Raw genomic sequence first — 18,237 nt, forward strand, 5'->3', positions numbered from 1 at the left:
CACATGGCATCGTTCGTGGACCGGGTGGTATTGCACGCCACCGGCGGTAACGGTGGCCACGGCGTGGCCTCCGTGCACCGCGAGAAGTTCAAGCCCCTGGGCGGACCAGACGGCGGCACCGGCGGCAACGGCGGCTCGGTGATTGTGCGCGTGAGTGCGCAGATGACCACGCTGCTCGACTACCACCACTCGCCGCACCGCGTCGCGGAGAACGGCAAGCAGGGCGCCGGCGACAACCGTCACGGCGCGACCGCTCCGGACCTGGTGCTACTCGTGCCCAACGGCACGATCGTGAAGTCACCCTCCGGCGAGTTCCTCGAGGACCTCGTGGGCGAGGGCGCGGAGTACGTGGTCGCGGCCGGTGGCCGCGGAGGCCTCGGAAACGCCTCGCTCGCGTCTTCGAAGCGTAAGGCTCCCGGATTCGCCCTCATGGGTGAGCCCGGTTTGGAAGCCTCGGTAGTGCTCGAGCTCAAGTCGATCGCCGACGTCGCACTCGTGGGTTACCCGAGTGCGGGCAAGTCGTCCATTATCGCGGCGATGTCAAAGGTCCGTCCCAAGATCGCCGACTACCCGTTCACCACCCTCGTCCCCAACCTTGGCGTCGTGGAGATTGGCGGGTCGCGGTACACGATCGCCGACGTTCCTGGACTCATTGAGGGCGCCTCGCAGGGTAAGGGCCTGGGGCACGCGTTCCTGCGCCACATCGAGCGTTGCTCCGTGATCGCACACGTGCTGGACACGGCGACGCTTGAGAGCGACCGGGACCCGCTGCGCGACCTCGACGTGATTGCCAAGGAGCTCGCGGCGTACACGGGCGACGACGCTATCTCCGGGGTGCCGCTCGCAGAGCGCCCCCAGATCATCATCCTTAACAAGATTGACATTCCCGACGGACGCGAGCTCGCCGCCATGGTGCGCGCGGAGCTCGAGGAACTCGGAATGCCGATCTTCGAGGTCAGCGCGGTCAGCCACGAGGGCCTGCGCCAACTCAGCTACGCGCTAGCGGAGATGGTCGCCGACGAACGGGCCAAGATGCCCGAACTCGAGAAGGCGCCCATGGTGCTACGACCTAAGGCCGTGGACGAGAGTGGCTTCACTGTGAAGCACGTGCGCGACGGTGCCGAGGACTACTTCCAGGTGCGCGGCCCGCGCGTTGAGCGTTGGGTCAAGCAGACGGACTTCTCGAATGACGAAGCCGTGGGCTACCTCGCAGACCGACTCGCTCGCGCAGGCGTCGAGGACGGGCTGTTCAAGGCGGGCGCAATCCCGGGTGTCGAGGTCGTGATCGGCCCCCGCGAGGGTGGCATCATGTTCGACTGGGAGCCCACCATGTACACGGGTGCCGAGCTCCTCGGGCAGCGCGGCACTGACATACGCGTCGAGGAACACGACAGCGGTGGCCGCGCCACACGTTCAGAGAAGCGCGCCGACCACAAGGAACGCATGGACGCTAAGACGGAGGCCCGCAAGGAGCTCTGGACCGAGCGCAATGCGGGACACTGGACGGATCCCAAGAGCGACGAATAGCCTCGCCTCACCGGCCAGGTAGGAACAACCCAGGGGGAGTAGTGCCTTCAGCCGCCCATTCCGCTGTGCGCGCGGAGATTGCCGATGCGCGACGCGTGGTCGTCAAGATTGGTTCGTCGTCGCTGACGGGAGCCAACGGGCACCTCGACGAGTCCGCTCTCGGCAAGCTCGCGGACGTCCTCGCGGAGGCTCGCCAGGACGGCCGCGACGTGGTGCTGGTGACCTCGGGCTCGATCGCCGCGGGCATCGGCCCGCTGGGTCTCGATCGACGCCCGCGCGACCTTGAGATGCAGCAGGCAACGGCGTCCGTTGGCCAGGGGATCCTCATCGCGGCCTACTCGGCGGCGTTCGCCCGTCACGGCCTGCGTGTGGGTCAAGTGCTGCTGACGGCTGACGACATGGTGCGCCGCGCGCACTACGGAAACGCCCAACGAGCGCTGCACCGCCTCCTCGAGCTCGGGGTCGTGCCTATTGTCAACGAGAACGACACGGTGGCGACCGACGAGATCCGGTTTGGCGACAACGATAGGCTCGCGGCCCTGGTCGCGACCGTCGTTCACGCGGACGCGGTGGTGCTCCTGACGGACGTCGACGGGCTCTATACGGCCGCGCCAGGCACGGCGGGCGCCACGCGTATTTCGATAGTCACGTCGATGGACGAGCTCGCCGGGATCGATATCTCGCGCAGGGGGTCGGCCATCGGCACCGGCGGTATGGTGACCAAACTCGAGGCCGCGGCCATCTCAACGTCCTCCGGGATCCCCGTGGTCCTGACTTCCGCGTCGTCGGCTCGTGAGGCGATGCGGGGCGAGGATGTTGGAACTGCCTTTGTCGCGACCGGGAAGCACAACGGTTCGCGGCTGGCCTGGCTCGCGCACGCGGCGCGACCGTCCGGTCAGTTGGTGCTCGACGCCGGAGCCGTACGCGCGCTGCGCGGCGGCAAGGCGTCCTTGCTGGCGGCCGGGGTGAGCGCCGTGAGGGGGGAGTTCGAGGCGGGAGACCCGATTGAGCTCGTTTCCCCCGACGGCGCAGTGGTCGCACGCGGGCTTGCGAGCTTCGCTGCGCATGAGGTTCCCGCCATGCTGGGGCTCAGTACTGCGCAACTCCGTGACCAACTTGGGCCCCACTTCGCGCACGAACTGGTCCACATCGACGCTCTCATAGTGGTGTAACTACCAGCACCTTCGGAGCCCTCGGCGCAATCGTTACGCGACCGTGACTTTATTTAGTGAAGACAAGAGCCTCTTCTGGATAATGTGAAATCTGTCGTTCAAAGATGAGCGGCTATGAGGGCTTTCCTCAGTTACACAGAGAGGTGTGATGTGAAGAACAAATCAGTTATCGGAGTCCTAGCTTTCACGATACTGTCCACGGCCGCATTGGCCGGATGCTCGAGCGACAGCACGACTGAGAGCACCGCTAGCGGTAGCGGTACCGCTGTAGCAAGCGCATCGGATTCACGTGCTTGCGTGATCCTCCCCGATGCGGCGTCGTCGCCGCGTTGGGAAAATGGTGACCGTCCCGCTCTCGAAGAGGCCATCACGTCTGCGGGCTTCGAGGTCGATATCCAGAACGCTCAGGGAGACACCGCGAAGTACGCGACGATCGCCGAGCAGCAGATGACCAGCGGTTGCGACGTCATGCTTCTTGTCGATCTTCAGGGTGCGGCAGTGACCGTCACGGAGAACGCTCAGGCCGAAGGCATCCCGGTCATCGCGTATGACCGCCCTATCGCGGGTGCGGACTACTACGTGTCGTTCGACAACTTCCACGTCGGCGAGCTCCAGGGCCAGTGCATCGTCGACGGCCTTGACGCCGCTGGCGTTGACGGAGCGTCGGCGACTGTCGTTTACATCGGTGGAGACCCCGCTGACGGAAACGCGGCCATGTTCCACGACGGTGCCGACTCGATCATGGCGGCTGCCGGAGTCGTCCCCGCAAAGGAGCCGGATGGCGCCTGGGACGGCGACATCTCGGCGACCAACATGGAGCAGGCATTGACCTCGCTCGATGGCAAGGTTGACGCGGTGTGGGCCGCCAACGACACCAACGCTGCTGGAGTCATCACGGTTCTCGACAAGAACGGCCTCGTCGTTCCGGTCTCGGGCCAGGACGCTTCGGTGGCCGGTCTGCAGAACATCCTCCTCGGCAAGCAGGCCTGCACGGTCTACAAGCCGTATCAGGTTGAAGCTGCCTCCGCTTCGGAGCTCGCTATCGCGCTCCTGAACGGCGAGTCGCCTACTACCGAGATGACGCTAGACGACGGCACACCGTTCATCGCGAGCGAGCCGATCAACATCACTCCCGCGAACGTGCAGCAGGTCATCGACGACGGCAACATCTCGTACGACGAGCTCTGCGCTGGCGACGTGAAGGCCGCTTGCGACGAGGCAGGCCTTACGCCCGCTGCGTAGGGAATCTCGCCATACACGAGGGGGTTCCGCACCAATTGGTGCGGAGCCCTCTCGATGTGAGCGCGGAAGTCGCCCGTTACTAGGTCAAAGGAGACAGAACAGTGGAACGTCCGATTATTGAGCTTCAGGAAGTGACGAAGAGCTTTGGGCCCGTCAACGTGCTGAAGGGAATCAACTTTTCCGCCCACGCGGGGCGCGTGACTGCGCTCGTGGGCGACAACGGCGCCGGCAAGTCGACGCTTATCAAGGGTCTTGCCGGAGTGCAGCCCTACGACGGTGGGACCGTGCTATTCGACGGCGAACCAGTTTCGATCCATCACCCGCGCGAGGCTGCTCGTTTTGGCATCGAGGTCGTGTACCAGGACCTCGCGCTATGCGACAACCTCGACATCGTTCAGAACATGTTCCTCGGTCGTGAGGAAGTACGTGGCGCCACCTTCGAAGAGGGCGAGATGGAAGTGCAGGCCGCGGCGGCTCTGCAATCACTCAACGTCCGCACCGTCGAGTCGCTTCACCAGAAAGTGGCGTCACTGTCAGGCGGACAGCGTCAGACTGTCGCGATCGCGCGCTCGGTGGTTAAGCAGGCGCGGGTCGTCATTCTCGACGAGCCGACTGCCGCGCTTGGGGTTGCGCAGACAGAACAGGTATTGAATCTGGTTCGCCGACTCGCCGACAGCGGCGTTGCGGTGATTATCGTGTCGCACAACCTCCAGGACGTCTTCAAGGTTGCGGATGACATCAATGTGCTTTACCTGGGCACGATGACGGCGAGCATTGAAACCGCTTTGACGAACTCGTCGGATGTCGTGGGATACATCACCGGAACTAAGAAGATGGAGCAGGTGGCCTCATGAGCGCAGAAGCACAGGACTCAGCGACGCCAGACGGGCCACGTGCGTCCGACGCCCCGAGCCTGCTCGGACGGGGTGTCGAGCAGGGCATCGGAGACCACTTCCGGGCCTACCTCAGCAAACTCCGTGGCGGAGACATGGGGGCGTTGCCAGCGATTGGCGGACTAATCGTCCTCATGGCAATCTTCGCACTCGCGAATGACAAGTTCCTGACGGAACGCAATATCGCGAACCTCATGACCCAGGCAGCGCCGTTGGTGATGCTTGGCATGGCGCTCGTGTTTGTCCTGCTCCTGGGCGAGATCGACCTGTCCGCCGGAGTCACCTTCGGCGTAGCGATGGCCGTATTCGTTCGAACAACGCAGCCAGGAGGGCTGTCGTGGCCGGTCGCATTCATGCTCGCGCTGGCCATCGGCCTAGCGATCGGTGCCTTCATCGGGTTCTTCGTTGCAAAAGTCGGGGTGCCGTCGTTTGTCGTGACCCTGGGTCTGTTCCTCGGACTGCAGGGCGTCATTCTGATGATCATCGGTGCTGGTGGAACCTATCGTGTGATCCCGGAACCCATCAAGGCAATCCAGAACAGCAATCTGCCGGTCTGGGCGGGGTGGTTGATGTTGGCCATCGCCCTTGTTCTCCTACTTGGGGTAGCGATGTGGGACCGATGGCGCCGCACTCGCTCGGGGGCGCCAAACCCTCCGGTCACCATCATCTTGGCGAAGCTGATCGGTGTCGCCCTCCTGGGCGCGTTCCTCGTCTATTTCCTCAACCTCGACCGCGGCACCAACGCCCACGCTGTGCAGGGCGTGCCCATTGTCGTACCGATTGTGCTGGTATTCGTCATGATTGGGACTTTCGTGCTAGACCGCACCAAGTACGGTCGCTACCTCTACGCGATCGGCGGGAATCGTGAGGCCGCGCGCCGCTCGGGCATCAACGTCACTCTCATTCGCTGGAGCGCATTCATGGTCTGCTCGACGATTGCGGTCATCGCGGGGGTGCTCTCCGTCTCGCGCATCGGTTCCGTGGATGCCGCTTCTGGGCGTGACATCGTGCTGTCAGGTGTCGCGGCGGCAGTTGTCGGTGGAGTCAGCCTCTTCGGCGGAAGGGGGCGGCTCATCTACGCACTCGTCGGCGCGCTCGTCATCGCTGTCATTGAAAACGGCCTCGGACTGCTGAGGCTCCCTGCGGGCGCGACCCTCGCGGTGAGCGGTGGCGTGCTGGTGCTCGCTGCCACAATCGACGCACTCGCTCGGCGCCGGAACGGGCAAATCACTTAGTGACAGCTGCCGTTTGAGGCGCATGGCAGGCAAGGGGCTCCCGACGCTACGGTCGGGAGCCCCTTTTCGCGTCCGAGGTGTCCACTCCACGTGACGGCTTACTCGGCTGCGCTGCGTCTCGGGCCCGCAGAGGAAAGCGTTCCAGTTGCCCGGGACCGGCCCTTGGAGATAGTCAGCGCTCCCGCGTAAACTGGGCGAATGACTGACACCGTCCAGAATTCCAGCGAAACCGACGTCGAGTTCGCCGTCCTTGAAGCCTGCCGTCGTGCCAAGATCGCCTCCCGCGCGCTCGCGACCGCGACGCGCTCCACCAAGGACGCGGCGCTGCTCGCTATGGCAGACGCGCTCGTCGCTCAGGCTCCGCGAATCATTGCTGCCAATGCGAAGGACCTCGAGCGCGGGCGCGCCAACGACATGAAGCCGGGACTGCTGGACCGACTCGAGCTGACGGAGGACCGCATCGGCTCAATAGCGCAGGCGCTGCGCTTCCTGGCGACGCTTCCCGACCCGGTGGGCGAGGTCAAGCGTGGCTCGACACTTCCGAACGGTCTGCGCCTGATCCAGAAGGCCGTGCCCATGGGCGTGGTCGGCATGATTTACGAGGCGCGACCCAACGTCACCGTCGACGCGGCTGGCCTCGCGCTAAAGTCGGGAAACGCGGCAGTACTGCGTGGCGGTTCCGCCGCGGCATCGTCCAACGAGGTCATCGTGGAGGTTCTCCAGGACGCGCTTGAGGGTACGGGTCTTCCCCGCGCTGCGGTGCAGTCGATTGACGCCTACGGCAGGGCCGGGGCGCGAGTGCTCATGAACGCCCGTGGGCTGGTCGACGTGCTCGTGCCGCGCGGCGGACGGGAACTCATTCAGGCCGTAGTGAGTGACTCGACTGTGCCAGCCATCGAGACTGGCGAGGGAAACTGCCATGTCTACCTCGACGCATCGGCGCCCGTGCAGCGCGCCGTCGATATCGTGGTGAACTCCAAGGCGCAGCGCGTTGGGGTTTGCAACGCGGCGGAGACTCTTGTGGTGCACCGTGACGCCGCCGCGCGAGTGCTGCCTGCGGTCCTCGCCGCACTGCACGCAGAGAACGTGGTTCTCCACGCCGATGCCGCGGCCGCCGGCTTCGCGCCGGAGGGGGTCCCCACGGTCCCCGCGACGGACGAGGATTGGGCGACCGAGTACCTCTCGCTCGACATGGCGGTCAAGGTGGTGGACGACCTCGACGAGGCGATCGCCCACATCAGCCACTATTCGACCGGCCACACCGAGGCGATCGTGACCGACGACATCGGCGCAGCGGATAAGTTTGTCGCCAACCTCGACACCGCAGCCGTGATGGTGAACGCTTCGACGCGCTTCACCGACGGCGCCGAGTTTGGGCTCGGGGCGGAGATCGGCATCTCGACGCAGAAGCTTCACGCGCGCGGCCCCATGGGTCTGGGCGAGCTCACTACGACAACGTGGGTGGTTTACGGCGACGGTCACATTCGCCCGTAGCGCCTTCGCGCTGGTGCCTGGTTTAGTGCCGGAACCGACCTCAAGCGCGTTTCCGCGACGTGGCGGCCCCAATGCCGCGCCGTACGTGGAATAATCGTCGCAGACCGTGATAGGAGTCACCGTGATTTTAGAAGCAGTTACCACCAGTGAGCACGTCGTCAACGAGTTGCCCATTTCGCCCGCAGCCATCGGCCTTCTCGCGTTCACGGGATTGATGACCTTGCTGTTCATCACCTTCGCGTTCCGGAGCATCGGCACCCGTCACTGACGTGTCCGCTCAACGCGCTCGGATCGGTGTCCTAGGGGGGACGTTCGACCCGATTCATCACGGACACCTGGCCGCAGCGTCGGAGGTGTGCGCGGCCCTACGCCTCGACCAGGTGCTGATCGTGCCGACAGCTACCCAGCCGTTCAAGCGCGATTCCGTGACCGCGTCACCGGCGCACCGGGTGGCCATGAGTGTCAAGGCTGTCCGCAACGACGCCCGCTTCTCGGTGTCAACGGTCGACGTGGACCGCGGCGGCGTGACGTACACCATCGATACCCTGCGTGACCTGTCGGCTCAGTACCCAGATGCGGACCTTTTCTTCATCACGGGCGCGGACTCGCTTGCCAGACTCGCAGAGTGGAAGGACACCGACCAACTTGGAGAGCTCGCACAATTCGTGGGAGTGACTCGGGCCGGCCATTCGTTCCCACAGTTAGAAACCACACATAGGGTCGTCGAGGTGCCGTCGTTGGCGATATCCTCGACTGATGTCCGTCGCCGTGTACGGGCGGGCGCACCGATCAGATACTTAGTGCCCGCATCGGTCGCTGACTACATCGCTACGCATGAGCTTTACCTCGGAGGACTGGATGACTGAGCAGGGCAAGCCCCTCTCCCGACGGGATCGACGCGCCATGGAGGCGCGCGCTGCCGGCGGCGCTCCGGATCCAACCGAGTCGCTCGAGAACGTGGGAGAGAACTCATCGCCGCCCACGGACGGGCTATCGCGCCGTGATCGGCGCCGCATCGAGCGCACTCAGCGCCCCATGGAGTCGTGGACCGCTGAAGAAGAGATGATCGCCACCGGCCAGCTGCCCGCGATGACTCCCGCTGTTATCGCCGAGCAGGAGCGCCTCGCCAAGGAGAAGGCGGCAGCCGCCGCCGCCGACGCTGAGGCCGCAGCCGCCGCGCTCGGCCGGACTGTGGACGAGGTCGACTCCGAGCAGGCCGACGCCGCGACCCCTGCGACACCTCCGGTGCGCGAGAGCGCCTTTGCGCGCGTCGCCGACGGTGACGTGGTGGCGGAGTCCGATGCCGCCGTGGCCGACGCAGATGAGATCCACGAGGATCACGAGATTCCTGAGCCCGGCGACGACGTCCAGGAGGACCACGAGAGTCCTCAGACCGGCGACGACGTCCAGGAGGACCACGAGAGTCCTCAGACCGGCGACGACGTCCAGCAGGCTTACGAAGACGACAAGGACGAGCAGGGTCACGACGCGGACGGTGCCTCAGCGGACCTCGCCGCGTCCGAGGCCAGCCACGCCGACCAGACTGAGGCTGAAGCGGAGTCGGCGGAACCCACTGCCGGCGAGGCGGAGGAGTCGTCAGACTCTGCTGAACCTGAACCGGCGCAGCCTGAAGAACTGGCACAGCCCGAAGTAGTAGAGCCGGAACCCGTTGGCGTAATGCAGCCGGCATCGGACCCCGCGCCAGTGCCCACCGGCTACGACGCCATTCCGGAAGCCTTCCGCGGGATGTTCCCTCCCGGATCCCTGCAGGCGCGTGCGATGGCGGCCCACGCTGAGGAACAGCAGAACGCGCGAGCAGACTCCGTCGAGCAAGCCGCTCAAGCCAAGGTCTCCGCCGCGACCGGCCAGGACTACGTCGACCCCGCGGAAGAGATTCGTCGTCTCACTGCCGAGGCGATGGCGGGCATCGAGAGCTCGTCTCACCGAGCCGCTGAGGCTGCTGTGGCTGTTCCGCAGTCGGACACGACCCCGGAAACAGAGAACTCGCAGTCGGTGTCCGAGTGGGAGGCCCCAGTCGCCGACTCGGAGCCTCAGTCGGACACCACTACCGACGCCGTCGCTCCCGCAGAGCACCACAGCGAGCAGCCCGTCGGGCAGTACGTCGATGGTCCCGCCGACGAATCCGTTGAGGAGCCCAGCGAGGCGCCTGCCAAGGCACCCCACCACGCCAGCTTCGACGAGGTCATCGCGACCCATTCCGGCGAGATGCCGCTGGTCGAGCAGACGGTTGACCCGGACGCGCCCATGGTGCCGGTCTCGGGATCCACCGTCACTGTTGCTCCCTCAATCTGGGACGCGCATCCGCTGAACTCGACCCAGTCGCAGAGCCGCGAGCTCGAGGATGCGCCTTCGCAGGCCATCCCGCGACCTGATTTTTCCACGTTGACCCCGGCCATCAACCCGGAGCACCCGGCACCGTTCTCCCCGGAGGCGTACTCCAATGGAGACGCCCCGTTGACGACGGGCAGCATAGAGGTAGCGCGACGTAAGGTTCCAGAACTTCATCCCGCGGGAGGCGCACGCCACTTCCGTTGGGCGCATATAGCCGTTATCGGTGCCATAGCTTTTGTTCTCGGCGTGCTCGTATACAACCTGGCAGGGCAAGGATAATGACCGCGACAGAAAGAGCTATTGAGCTCACCCAAATGGCCGCTTCGGCCGCCGACGACAAGAAGGCGGAAAACATCGTCGCCCTCGACGTGAGTGCGAGGATGCCGCTTGCCGACGTCTTCCTGATCGCATCGGGCACGAATGAGCGTCACGTTGCAGCTATCGCAGAGGGCGTCGAGGACTCCATGCGCGCGCAGGGGGTCGAGGCCAAGCGCCGCGAGGGCGTGCGCGAGGGCCGTTGGGCATTGCTCGACTTCAACGATGTGATCGTGCACGTAATGCACGACGAGGACCGAGGCTATTATGAGCTCGAACGCCTGTGGAAGGACTGCCCGGTCGTTCCACTGCCCTCGGTGCCATGACCCGCGTCTTTATCGCTCGGCACGGCCAAACCGACTGGAATGTAGAGGGCCGCCTCCAGGGGTCCTCGAACACCGCGCTCAACGACACCGGGCGCCAGCAGGCGCTAGGTGCTGCCAAGACGCTTGGACCCGCGGTGCGTGACGGCGTGCTCGTGGTGACCTCACCTCTCGACCGCGCCCACGAGACCGCGCGGATCATCGCGGCGCAGTGGGGGAGCGAGGTCCACACCGACGAGCGATTCGTGGAACGCGACTACGGCCCCTGGGAGGGCCTGTCCGCGGACGAGCGCGAGAAGTACGACCCGCTCCAGCACAAGGCCTACCGCAATGGCCTCGAGCCCGAGTACGAGGGCTACGAGAATCATGCCTCCGTGGGTGCTCGTATGGTCGCCGGGATCCTCGACTGGGTCGAGCGCGCGCCAGGGGACCTACTGGTCGTGACGCACGGCAGCGCGTCGCGCATGGCGATCATGCACCTGCTGGAGTTGCCGGTGTCCGGCCGGCGGATCGGCAACCTAGGCAACGCCTCCTGGTCGCGACTCGGTCTGCCCGAGGGCGGCGGCTGGTCGCTCGACTGTCACAACATTGGCGCCGAGTAGTCACGTCCTCTGAATAACTCGCTTCCTTCGGGTCGCGACTCGCCTTTTTGCGCCCTTGGTTGACCGACCGTCCAGACGGACTGTACGATTCCGGCATGGCCACAGACACCCGCACCTCCATAGTTCAGGCGACCTTTGACCTGACGCTCGCGAACGGCGCGGTGCCGTCGCTCGATGCTGTGGTGCGCGCAGCCGGCGTGTCCAAGGGCGGGTTGTTGCACCACTTTCCGACGCGAGTGGCACTGTTGCGCGGTCTTGCGCACTGGTTAGGTGCGAAGTCGATCGCCTGGTTTGACGACCTCTGTGAGAAGGGATCGGCGGTTGACGCGTGGCTGTCCGCCTCGACTCCCAAGTCGGAGGAAATGAACGAGGTCTTCGTCCTCTTCACCTGCATGCAGGCGCTACGCGCGGCGGGCGAGACGGGGGACAGCGACTACGGCGAGTTCCTCGATCACGTAGACCGTCGCATAGCCGAGGAGCTGACAGGCCCCGACGCCGCGCAGCGGGCCCTGCTGATCCGACTGGTGGGCGACGGGCTGTTCTTTGGCTCGTTACTCGGGGCGAGCGTGCCCGAGGAGTCTCGCCTGGCACTCAGTGCCCGACTGGCTTCACAGGAAGCCTCCAAGATTTAGCTGCGGTACGCCGCACCCAGATTTTCGTCACCGACGCGCGAATTCGTACCGCGGTGGCTCGCTTATTGACATGAAGGAATGAACGAATGCGCATCTTCACCAAGCCCAGCTCGGCAGCCGAGATGTCCCACCGCCGGCAATGGGCCGCCCTTGCGGTGCTCATGCTGCCGGTGCTGCTGATCTCCGTCGACAACACCGTCCTAAGTTTTGCGCTACCCATCATCACCGAAGACCTGGGGCCTAGCGCCACCATGCAGCTGTGGATCGCGGACATCTACGCGCTGGTGCTCGCGGCATTACTGGTCACGATGGGTAGCCTGAGCGACCGATTCGGGCGCCGGCGACTGCTGATCATCGGCGCCATCGGGTTTGGCGTGGTGTCGGCCTTCGCGGCGTTCTCGACTACTCCAGAGCAGCTGTTCGCCGCCCGTGCCGCGCTGGGACTGTTCGGCGCGATGCTCATGCCGGCCACGCTGTCGCTGCTTCGCAACATCTTTATCGACCCCATGCGCCGTCGCAAAGCGATCGCGATCTGGGCTACCGGTTTTGCCGCGGGAAACAGCCTGGGGCCGATCGTGGGCGGCGCGCTGCTCGAGCACTTCCACTGGGGGTCGATCTTCTTCATCGCAGTGCCCATCCTGCTCCCGCTAGTGCTGCTATACCGGTTCCTATTGCCCGAGTCCAAGGACCCCAACCCCGGTCGTATCGATCTGGCGAGCGTGGGGCTGTCCTTTGTCGGCATGTTCCTGGTGGTGTGGTCCATTAAGACGCTGGCCCACGATGGCTTGAGCGGTTGGCCGGTTGGCGCGGCCATCGCGGGCTCCGCGATCATCGCTTGGTTTATTGTGCGTCAGTTACGCGCGGAGACCCCGTTGCTTGACGTGCGACTCTTCAAGAGGCTTCCGTTTACCGCGTCGGTGCTTGCGAACTTCCTGTCTGTAGTCAGCCTGATCGCGTTCCTGTTCTTCATTTCGCAGCACCTGCAGTTGGTGTTGGGGCTCAGCCCAATGAACGCCGGCTTGGTTTTGCTCCCGGGCGCAGTGCTGTCTGCCATTGCCGGCGTTGGCGTGGTGGGGCTCAGTAGGAGGTTTGCGCCCATGTGGCTCATGGTGGTGGGGCTCTTGCTCCTCGCCCTCGGTTTCGTGTGTGTCTTCCTGTTCCGTGGCGACCTGACGGTGCCCGCGATCCTGCTTGCCTTCGGGTTCATCGAGATTGGCGTGGGTATGTCGCAGACGCTGTCCAACGACACCATCATCGGCTCAGTGCCAGCCGCGAAGGCGGGCGCCGCGTCAGCGATCTCCGAGACCGCGTACGAGCTTGGTGCTGTGGTGGGCACGGCGACGCTCGGCACCATGATCACCGCGTTCTATCGCACCAACATGACGGTACCTGCCGGGCTTTCCGCCGAGCAGGCATCCATGGCAGGGGAGACCCTGCCGGGTGCCGCCGCTGTGGCGCAGGATATTTCTCCGTCGGCGGCCTCCGGTCTTATGGAGTCCGCGGGAAGGGCTTTCGACTCGGGCCTGGGCTGGCTCGCTATCGCGTGTGTGGTCCTGTCGCTGGGCGCGGCCGTTGTCGTCGTAATCGGCTTCAAGGATCGAACTCCAGTGGACCGGGAAGACTCGGCGCCGATGCGGGTCGGCTAAGAGCCTGCCGGATCGTCCTGGCTGTGCCGGCTTTGGGCCTTTGCGATGGATTCGGCTCCCGATTAGGAAAGTCCGCCGCGCATTAGGTACTATGGCAGTCGCTCTTCGGAGTGCTTCGGTCGCAAGACCGCGGGGCTGTGGCGCAGCTGGTAGCGCACCTGCATGGCATGCAGGGGGTCAGGGGTTCGAGTCCCCTCAGCTCCACATTGCGTGAAGATTCATCGCTTGAGGCCGTCCTTCGGGGCGGCCTTTCGTGTTCCTAGGCGTCCCCCAGGTTCTGCTTCCGTCAGCACCTCGACGCGCGCCCGGGCGAAAGATGCGGTGCTAACCTTTCCTCGCAACTGTGATCATCGATTAGAAACAAAAGGACAACCGCCCCATGTCGACTTGGAAGATTTTCGCTGGAGCGGCAATCGTCGCCTTCTCACTCACCGCGTGCACGGCGAGCAGCGACTCGCCCGAGGCTTCGTCCACCGCGACGATCGCGCCGTCTGCGTCAGCCTCTCCTGAGGCGTCCGCAACCGTTGAGGCGGCCAGCTGCAGCCTTTCGACTGCACAGATCGGCGACGACACCATGGACGTGCTCGGAAGCTATCTGATCGATACCGATGGAGTCACGCTGCTGTGCGACCCGACCGCTGACGCGGTCGACACGTTCGCCATCTACACCGACCTGATCCCCGTCGGCTACCGCACCGGGGTCATCGGATTCGTCGCGATCGACCAGGAGCAGAGCGGCGGCACCGACGGGGCCATGCAGGACGTGAGCGGAGCCGACGACGAGCCGACCGGGGAGCGCTACCTAGCGCTGGACACCACCGGCTACAGCACCGAACTCGAGCGCACCATCGTTCACGAGGTGGGCCACACCATCTTCCTCACGGCGGCATCGGACGTCCCCACCGTGTACGCGACCGACTTCAACGACACCTTCACGCCCGGAGAGTCCTACGAGGACTACCCCGAGGACTTCGTGACCGAATACGCTGCCTCGCAGCCGGACGGCAGCGAGGACATGGCTGAGAGCTGGGCCATGTACGTCTTCGGCGACACCGAATACGCGGGTGACGCCGACGACGATGGCGAACTCGACGTCGTCGAGCCTGGCACGGTTGCCGCAGAGAAGGTGGCCTTCTTCGCCGACTACCCCGAGCTGGTCAACCTGAGGGAAGAGATCCTCGCGGCCGTCGGTTACTGACCGCGTACGAGATCGGCGGCGTGTGCCTCCATCTTGTCGAGTGCCGCGCCCCAGCCCTGAGCTCCGGGGGAGTCGGCGGGAACGCCAACGTGCGTCACGACCATAAGCGTGCGGCCGCCCGCATCGGTGAGGTCGACGACGACTGAGGTCTCCATGGGAGTTTCCGCGGGCAACCCCATTTGTTCTGCGGTCAGCGCGACTCCGGCTGAGTTAGCCTTAGCCTCGGTATAGACGAGCCGGCTTCTCGGTTCAACCTCGAGATACTGGCCGACAAAGTGCATTTCCATGACACCTCCGGGCGAGTCCATCGTCATGTCGATGGAGCGGCTACCGCCAACACGGACGTCCATGGCGGCTCGCGGGATCGCCGCGCCGGCTGGGCCGTACCAGGCGGAGAAATGGTCGGGCTGCGTCCACATTGCCCAGATCAGGTCGATTGGGGCGGCGAACGAGCGCTCGATCCGGACGTGGTCGGTGTCAGGCATCTTTTGATCCTTCCGCTCGGGGCCTGGGCGGCAACGGTGAAGGTGGGCGCCGGGTGGCTCGCCACCGTTCCCTACCTAACCTATGCGCAATTCATTGTGCGCGCAGGGGGCGTCTCGATGGCTCGGCCGTAGGCTGGAGAGATGCACAAGATCTTCACGATGCCCTTCGCCGACGTCTACCCGCTCTATGTGGCCAAGCTCGAGCGCAAGGGGCGAACGCGCGCGGAGTTGGACCAGGTGATCGAGTGGCTGACGGGGAACGACGCGGCAGCGCTCGCAGGGAAGATCGATAGCGGCGCCACATTTGACGAGTTCTTCGCGGGCGCATCCATGAATAAGGGCACCTCGCTCATCAAGGGTGTGGTGTGCGGCGTGCGCGTTGAGGACGTCGAGGACCCGCTCATGCAGAAGATCCGCTATCTCGACAAACTCGTGGACGAACTCGCCAGGGGCAAGACGATGGAGAAGGTGCTGCGCTCCTAGGGAGTGAGAACTACGAGCTCGCGGGTGGCGCGGGTCATCGCGACGTAGCGATCCACGGCGCCCTCGATCCCGTCGCCGAAGGCCTCCGGATCAACCAGCGCGACCAGGTCGAACTCCAGCCCCTTGGCCAGGGACGGCGTGAGGGATCGGACCCTCTCGGTCGCGACAAAGGATGGTGCGCCGATGACGCAGGCGGTGCCGTCGGGGTTCGCCGCGAGCCACTGCTCCAGCACCACGCCCAGGTCCGAAACGGGCGCGTGACGCACCGGGATCCCGCTCGAGCGCACCGACGTGGGCACGTTCGCGTCCGGCAGGGCCGCCCTGATGACCGGCTCCGCCTCCGCCATGATCTCCGCGGGCGTGCGGTAGTTGACGCCGAGGGTGGCGATGCGGGCGTCCAGCCCCACCGCGCCGAGGCGCTCGTGCCACGTCTGGGTGAAGCCATGGCGAGCCTGCGCGCGGTCGCCGACGATGGTGAAGCTCTTGGAGGGACAGCGACGCAGCAGCATCTGCCACTGCGCATCGGTGAGCTCCTGAGCCTCGTCCACGATGATGTGCGAGAACGGTCCGGCCAGGCGGTCCGCGCGCGTGGCGGGCCCATCGGCGTCTCGCGCCAGGGTGTTCTCCGCGTCGATGCCCATCAGCATGCCAACCGCGGCCTCGAAGTCGTTGTCCGCGGTGCTGGCCTCGTCGATCACCAGCGACATGTACTCGCGCTCCGCGGCGTCGGCCGCCGCGAGCCGGCGCCTGCGCGCGGAGGCTGTCGCGTCGCCCAGGCGGTGGCGCGCCGAGTCGAGCAGCGGCAGGTCGGACTGCGTCCACTCCTGCGCATCGGGGCGCTGGAGCAACGCGACCTCCTCCGCGGAGAGCCACGGAGCGCACATCCGCAAGTACGCGGGCACGGACCACAGGTCCGAGACCACGTCCTCCGCCTCAAGCAGCGGCCACGCGCTGTTCAGGGCGGTGGTGAGCTGGTTCTGGTGGGCGAGGGCGCGCCGCAGTTGATCTCTACCCGCCGCTAGTTCATCGGGATCGGCGTCCGGATCGTTGTGCTCGCGCTTGTCCCAGATCACGCCGACAAGCGCCTCCCAGACTTGGTCGCGCGCCTCGTTGTGCGGCGTGCTTGGCTCGGGGGCGTCGAACGCCTCGGCCCAGTCGCGTGCGCTCAGCCACACCTCCGACCACGTGGTCTCCACAATGGTGCCGTCCGCCGGAGGCTCCTCGTACATCGCGACCGCGGCGTCGATCGCGCGCTCCATCTGGCTCGAGGCCTTGAGGGCGGCGACGCGGGCATCGGCCTCCTCACGAGCGCGGGCGCCCTCGGAGAGCAGCCCGCGCACGGTGCACGTCTTCACGCCGTCCTCGCCGAGGCTGGGCAGGACGTCGGCGACGTAAGCGAGATAGGGGTCGTGCGGGCCCACAAAGAGCACGCCGCCACGCCTGTCTCCCAGGTGAGGCTCCGAATACAGCAGGTACGCGGCTCGGTGCAGCGCGACCACGGTCTTGCCCGTCCCGGGCCCGCCGTCCACGACGAGGGCGCCGCGTGACGGGGCGCGGATGATCGCGTCCTGGTCGGTCTGGATGGTGGCGAGCACGTCGCGCATGCGCTCGGACCTGCTCGCGCCGAGGCTCGCGACAAATGACGACTCGTTGTCCAGCGCCGCGTTGCTCTCGACCTCTCCGGAGTCGAAGACCTCGTCCCAATAATCGGTCACCTGGCTGCGAGCCCAGTGATAGCGGCGCCTACTCGCGAGGCCCATGGGATTGGCGTGAGTCGCGCCAAAGAAGGGCTCCGCGGCGGGCGCCCGCCAGTCGATCAGCAGCTGAGTGCCGTCGCCGTCGGTGAGGCCAACACGGCCGATGTACGCGGGTTCGCCGTCGCCCTCGCGAACCATGCGTCCCAGGCACAGGTCGATGCCGTAGCGGCTGAGGACGCGCAGGCGCCCCACGAGCCGATGCACCTCGAGGTCGCGGTTGAGCGCGGCCTCGCCCGCGCTTCCCGGCGCACGTCGTTCGGTGTCGAGGCGCTCGGTCAGGTCCGCGATCTGACGCTCGAGCCGGTTGGCGAGCCGCTCGAAGTGTCGCTCGTCGTGATCGGTGAGCGCCGCATCGGCCTTGGGGGAGAGTCGATCGGGGAGGTTGAAGTGGGAAAGCGACACGTGATTCATCTCCGTAGATCTGGGGCTGGCGTGCAGCGCGCTAGCCCGCCATGGCGTGGCGGGTCGCCGCCGCGTTTGATGGGATGGACCGCCAACAGGGCGCCGCCTAAATCTTATGCGGACGTCCGTGCCCCTCAGTCAATCGAGCCGGATTTTCGCCTACGACGAAAACCGTATTCCCGGCGAGCAAATTCGTCGATCGCGTGTTTATGATGGCGATGCTGAGGTCATTTACACATAAAACTGGAGGTAATGGCATGGGACTCGGAGACAAGATGGGCAACGCTGCGGAAGACGCCAAGGGCAAGACCAAGGAAGCTTTTGGCAAGGCAACCGACAACGAACAGATGGAAGCCGAAGGCAAGCTCGACCAGCAGAAGGCCGAGGCCAAGGACAAGATCGAAGATGCCAAGGACGGCCTGGCGGAGAAGTACAACGACGCTACCGAGTAGCGATTAAGGCATCGGGCGACTGACTTA

At 65.3% G+C, this 18,237-nt stretch carries 18 protein-coding genes and 1 tRNA gene; 17 read left to right on the plus strand and 2 right to left on the minus strand.

Going from position 1 to position 18,237, the window contains the following annotated elements:
- The first annotated feature begins 3 nt into the window (after positions 1 to 3).
- The 15 genes from obgE (at position 4) to ACQU6B_RS04320 (ending at position 14,631) form a co-directional block, all read left to right on the plus strand.
- Positions 4 to 1,527 (plus strand): GTPase ObgE, encoded by a 1,524-nt coding sequence (gene obgE / locus ACQU6B_RS04250; protein WP_430868803.1) that lies wholly within the window; start codon positions 4 to 6, stop codon positions 1,525 to 1,527.
- Positions 1,528 to 1,568: 41 nt separating this feature from the next.
- Entirely contained in the window at positions 1,569 to 2,699 is a 1,131-nt protein-coding gene (gene proB, locus ACQU6B_RS04255) for a glutamate 5-kinase (protein WP_430868804.1), read from the plus strand.
- Between the two features lie 297 nt (positions 2,700 to 2,996).
- Complete coding sequence (locus ACQU6B_RS04260; protein WP_430868805.1) at positions 2,997 to 3,941, plus strand: sugar ABC transporter substrate-binding protein; 945 nt, start codon at positions 2,997 to 2,999, stop codon at positions 3,939 to 3,941.
- A 101-nt stretch (positions 3,942 to 4,042) separates the two neighbouring features.
- Positions 4,043 to 4,795, plus strand: a complete 753-nt coding sequence (locus tag ACQU6B_RS04265) for an ATP-binding cassette domain-containing protein (protein ID WP_430868806.1) — start codon at positions 4,043 to 4,045, stop codon at positions 4,793 to 4,795.
- Complete coding sequence (locus tag ACQU6B_RS04270; RefSeq protein WP_430868807.1) at positions 4,792 to 6,069, plus strand: sugar ABC transporter permease; 1,278 nt, start codon at positions 4,792 to 4,794, stop codon at positions 6,067 to 6,069. The genes ACQU6B_RS04265 and ACQU6B_RS04270 overlap by 4 nt, the downstream gene beginning before the upstream one ends.
- Positions 6,070 to 6,267: 198 nt before the next feature.
- Complete coding sequence (locus tag ACQU6B_RS04275; protein ID WP_430868808.1) at positions 6,268 to 7,563, plus strand: glutamate-5-semialdehyde dehydrogenase; 1,296 nt, start codon at positions 6,268 to 6,270, stop codon at positions 7,561 to 7,563.
- Positions 7,564 to 7,684: 121 nt separating this feature from the next.
- The gene (locus ACQU6B_RS04280) at positions 7,685 to 7,831 is read left to right on the plus strand and encodes a hypothetical protein (protein ID WP_430868809.1); all 147 of its coding nucleotides are present in this window, start codon (positions 7,685 to 7,687) and stop codon (positions 7,829 to 7,831) included.
- A 1-nt stretch (position 7,832) separates the two neighbouring features.
- On the plus strand, positions 7,833 to 8,429 hold the full coding sequence (gene nadD / locus ACQU6B_RS04285; protein WP_430868810.1) for a nicotinate-nucleotide adenylyltransferase: 597 nt from the start codon (positions 7,833 to 7,835) through the stop codon (positions 8,427 to 8,429).
- Positions 8,398 to 10,194: a hypothetical protein gene (locus ACQU6B_RS04290; RefSeq protein ID WP_430868811.1), complete on the plus strand. Its 1,797-nt coding sequence runs from the start codon at positions 8,398 to 8,400 to the stop codon at positions 10,192 to 10,194. Before nadD ends, ACQU6B_RS04290 begins: the two co-directional genes overlap by 32 nt.
- On the plus strand, positions 10,194 to 10,556 hold the full coding sequence (gene rsfS / locus ACQU6B_RS04295) for a ribosome silencing factor (protein WP_430868812.1): 363 nt from the start codon (positions 10,194 to 10,196) through the stop codon (positions 10,554 to 10,556). Before ACQU6B_RS04290 ends, rsfS begins: the two co-directional genes overlap by 1 nt.
- Positions 10,553 to 11,155 (plus strand): histidine phosphatase family protein, encoded by a 603-nt coding sequence (locus ACQU6B_RS04300; protein ID WP_430868813.1) that lies wholly within the window; start codon positions 10,553 to 10,555, stop codon positions 11,153 to 11,155. The genes rsfS and ACQU6B_RS04300 overlap by 4 nt, the downstream gene beginning before the upstream one ends.
- A 95-nt stretch (positions 11,156 to 11,250) precedes the next feature.
- Positions 11,251 to 11,787, plus strand: coding sequence for a TetR/AcrR family transcriptional regulator (locus ACQU6B_RS04305; protein WP_430868814.1), 537 nt, complete (start codon positions 11,251 to 11,253; stop codon positions 11,785 to 11,787).
- 86 nt (positions 11,788 to 11,873) lie between these two features.
- Positions 11,874 to 13,433 (plus strand): MFS transporter, encoded by a 1,560-nt coding sequence (locus ACQU6B_RS04310; RefSeq protein ID WP_430868815.1) that lies wholly within the window; start codon positions 11,874 to 11,876, stop codon positions 13,431 to 13,433.
- A 131-nt stretch (positions 13,434 to 13,564) separates the two neighbouring features.
- A tRNA-Ala gene (locus ACQU6B_RS04315) sits at positions 13,565 to 13,637 on the plus strand.
- A gap of 175 nt (positions 13,638 to 13,812) precedes the next feature.
- Positions 13,813 to 14,631: a hypothetical protein gene (locus ACQU6B_RS04320; protein WP_430868816.1), complete on the plus strand. Its 819-nt coding sequence runs from the start codon at positions 13,813 to 13,815 to the stop codon at positions 14,629 to 14,631.
- On the opposite strand, the gene ACQU6B_RS04325 is transcribed toward ACQU6B_RS04320, so the two are convergent.
- Positions 14,625 to 15,116 (minus strand): SRPBCC family protein, encoded by a 492-nt coding sequence (locus ACQU6B_RS04325; RefSeq protein WP_430868817.1) that lies wholly within the window; start codon positions 15,114 to 15,116, stop codon positions 14,625 to 14,627. The genes ACQU6B_RS04320 and ACQU6B_RS04325 overlap by 7 nt on opposite strands.
- Positions 15,117 to 15,257: 141 nt before the next feature.
- Between ACQU6B_RS04325 and ACQU6B_RS04330 the strand changes: the two genes are divergently transcribed.
- Complete coding sequence (locus tag ACQU6B_RS04330; protein ID WP_430868818.1) at positions 15,258 to 15,599, plus strand: DUF2200 domain-containing protein; 342 nt, start codon at positions 15,258 to 15,260, stop codon at positions 15,597 to 15,599.
- On the opposite strand, the gene helR is transcribed toward ACQU6B_RS04330, so the two are convergent.
- Positions 15,596 to 17,767 (minus strand): RNA polymerase recycling motor ATPase HelR, encoded by a 2,172-nt coding sequence (gene helR / locus ACQU6B_RS04335; RefSeq protein WP_430868819.1) that lies wholly within the window; start codon positions 17,765 to 17,767, stop codon positions 15,596 to 15,598. The two genes, ACQU6B_RS04330 and helR, sit on opposite strands and share 4 nt — an antisense overlap.
- A gap of 248 nt (positions 17,768 to 18,015) precedes the next feature.
- Between helR and ACQU6B_RS04340 the strand changes: the two genes are divergently transcribed.
- Positions 18,016 to 18,210 carry a CsbD family protein gene (locus ACQU6B_RS04340; RefSeq protein ID WP_430868820.1) on the plus strand — a complete coding sequence of 65 codons (195 nt, stop codon included), beginning with the start codon at positions 18,016 to 18,018 and terminating at the stop codon, positions 18,208 to 18,210.
- Positions 18,211 to 18,237: the final 27 nt, after the last annotated feature.

It is taken from the genome of Demequina aurantiaca (genome assembly GCF_050598105.1).
Taxonomy (GTDB): Bacteria; Actinomycetota; Actinomycetes; order Actinomycetales; family Demequinaceae; genus Demequina; species Demequina aurantiaca_A.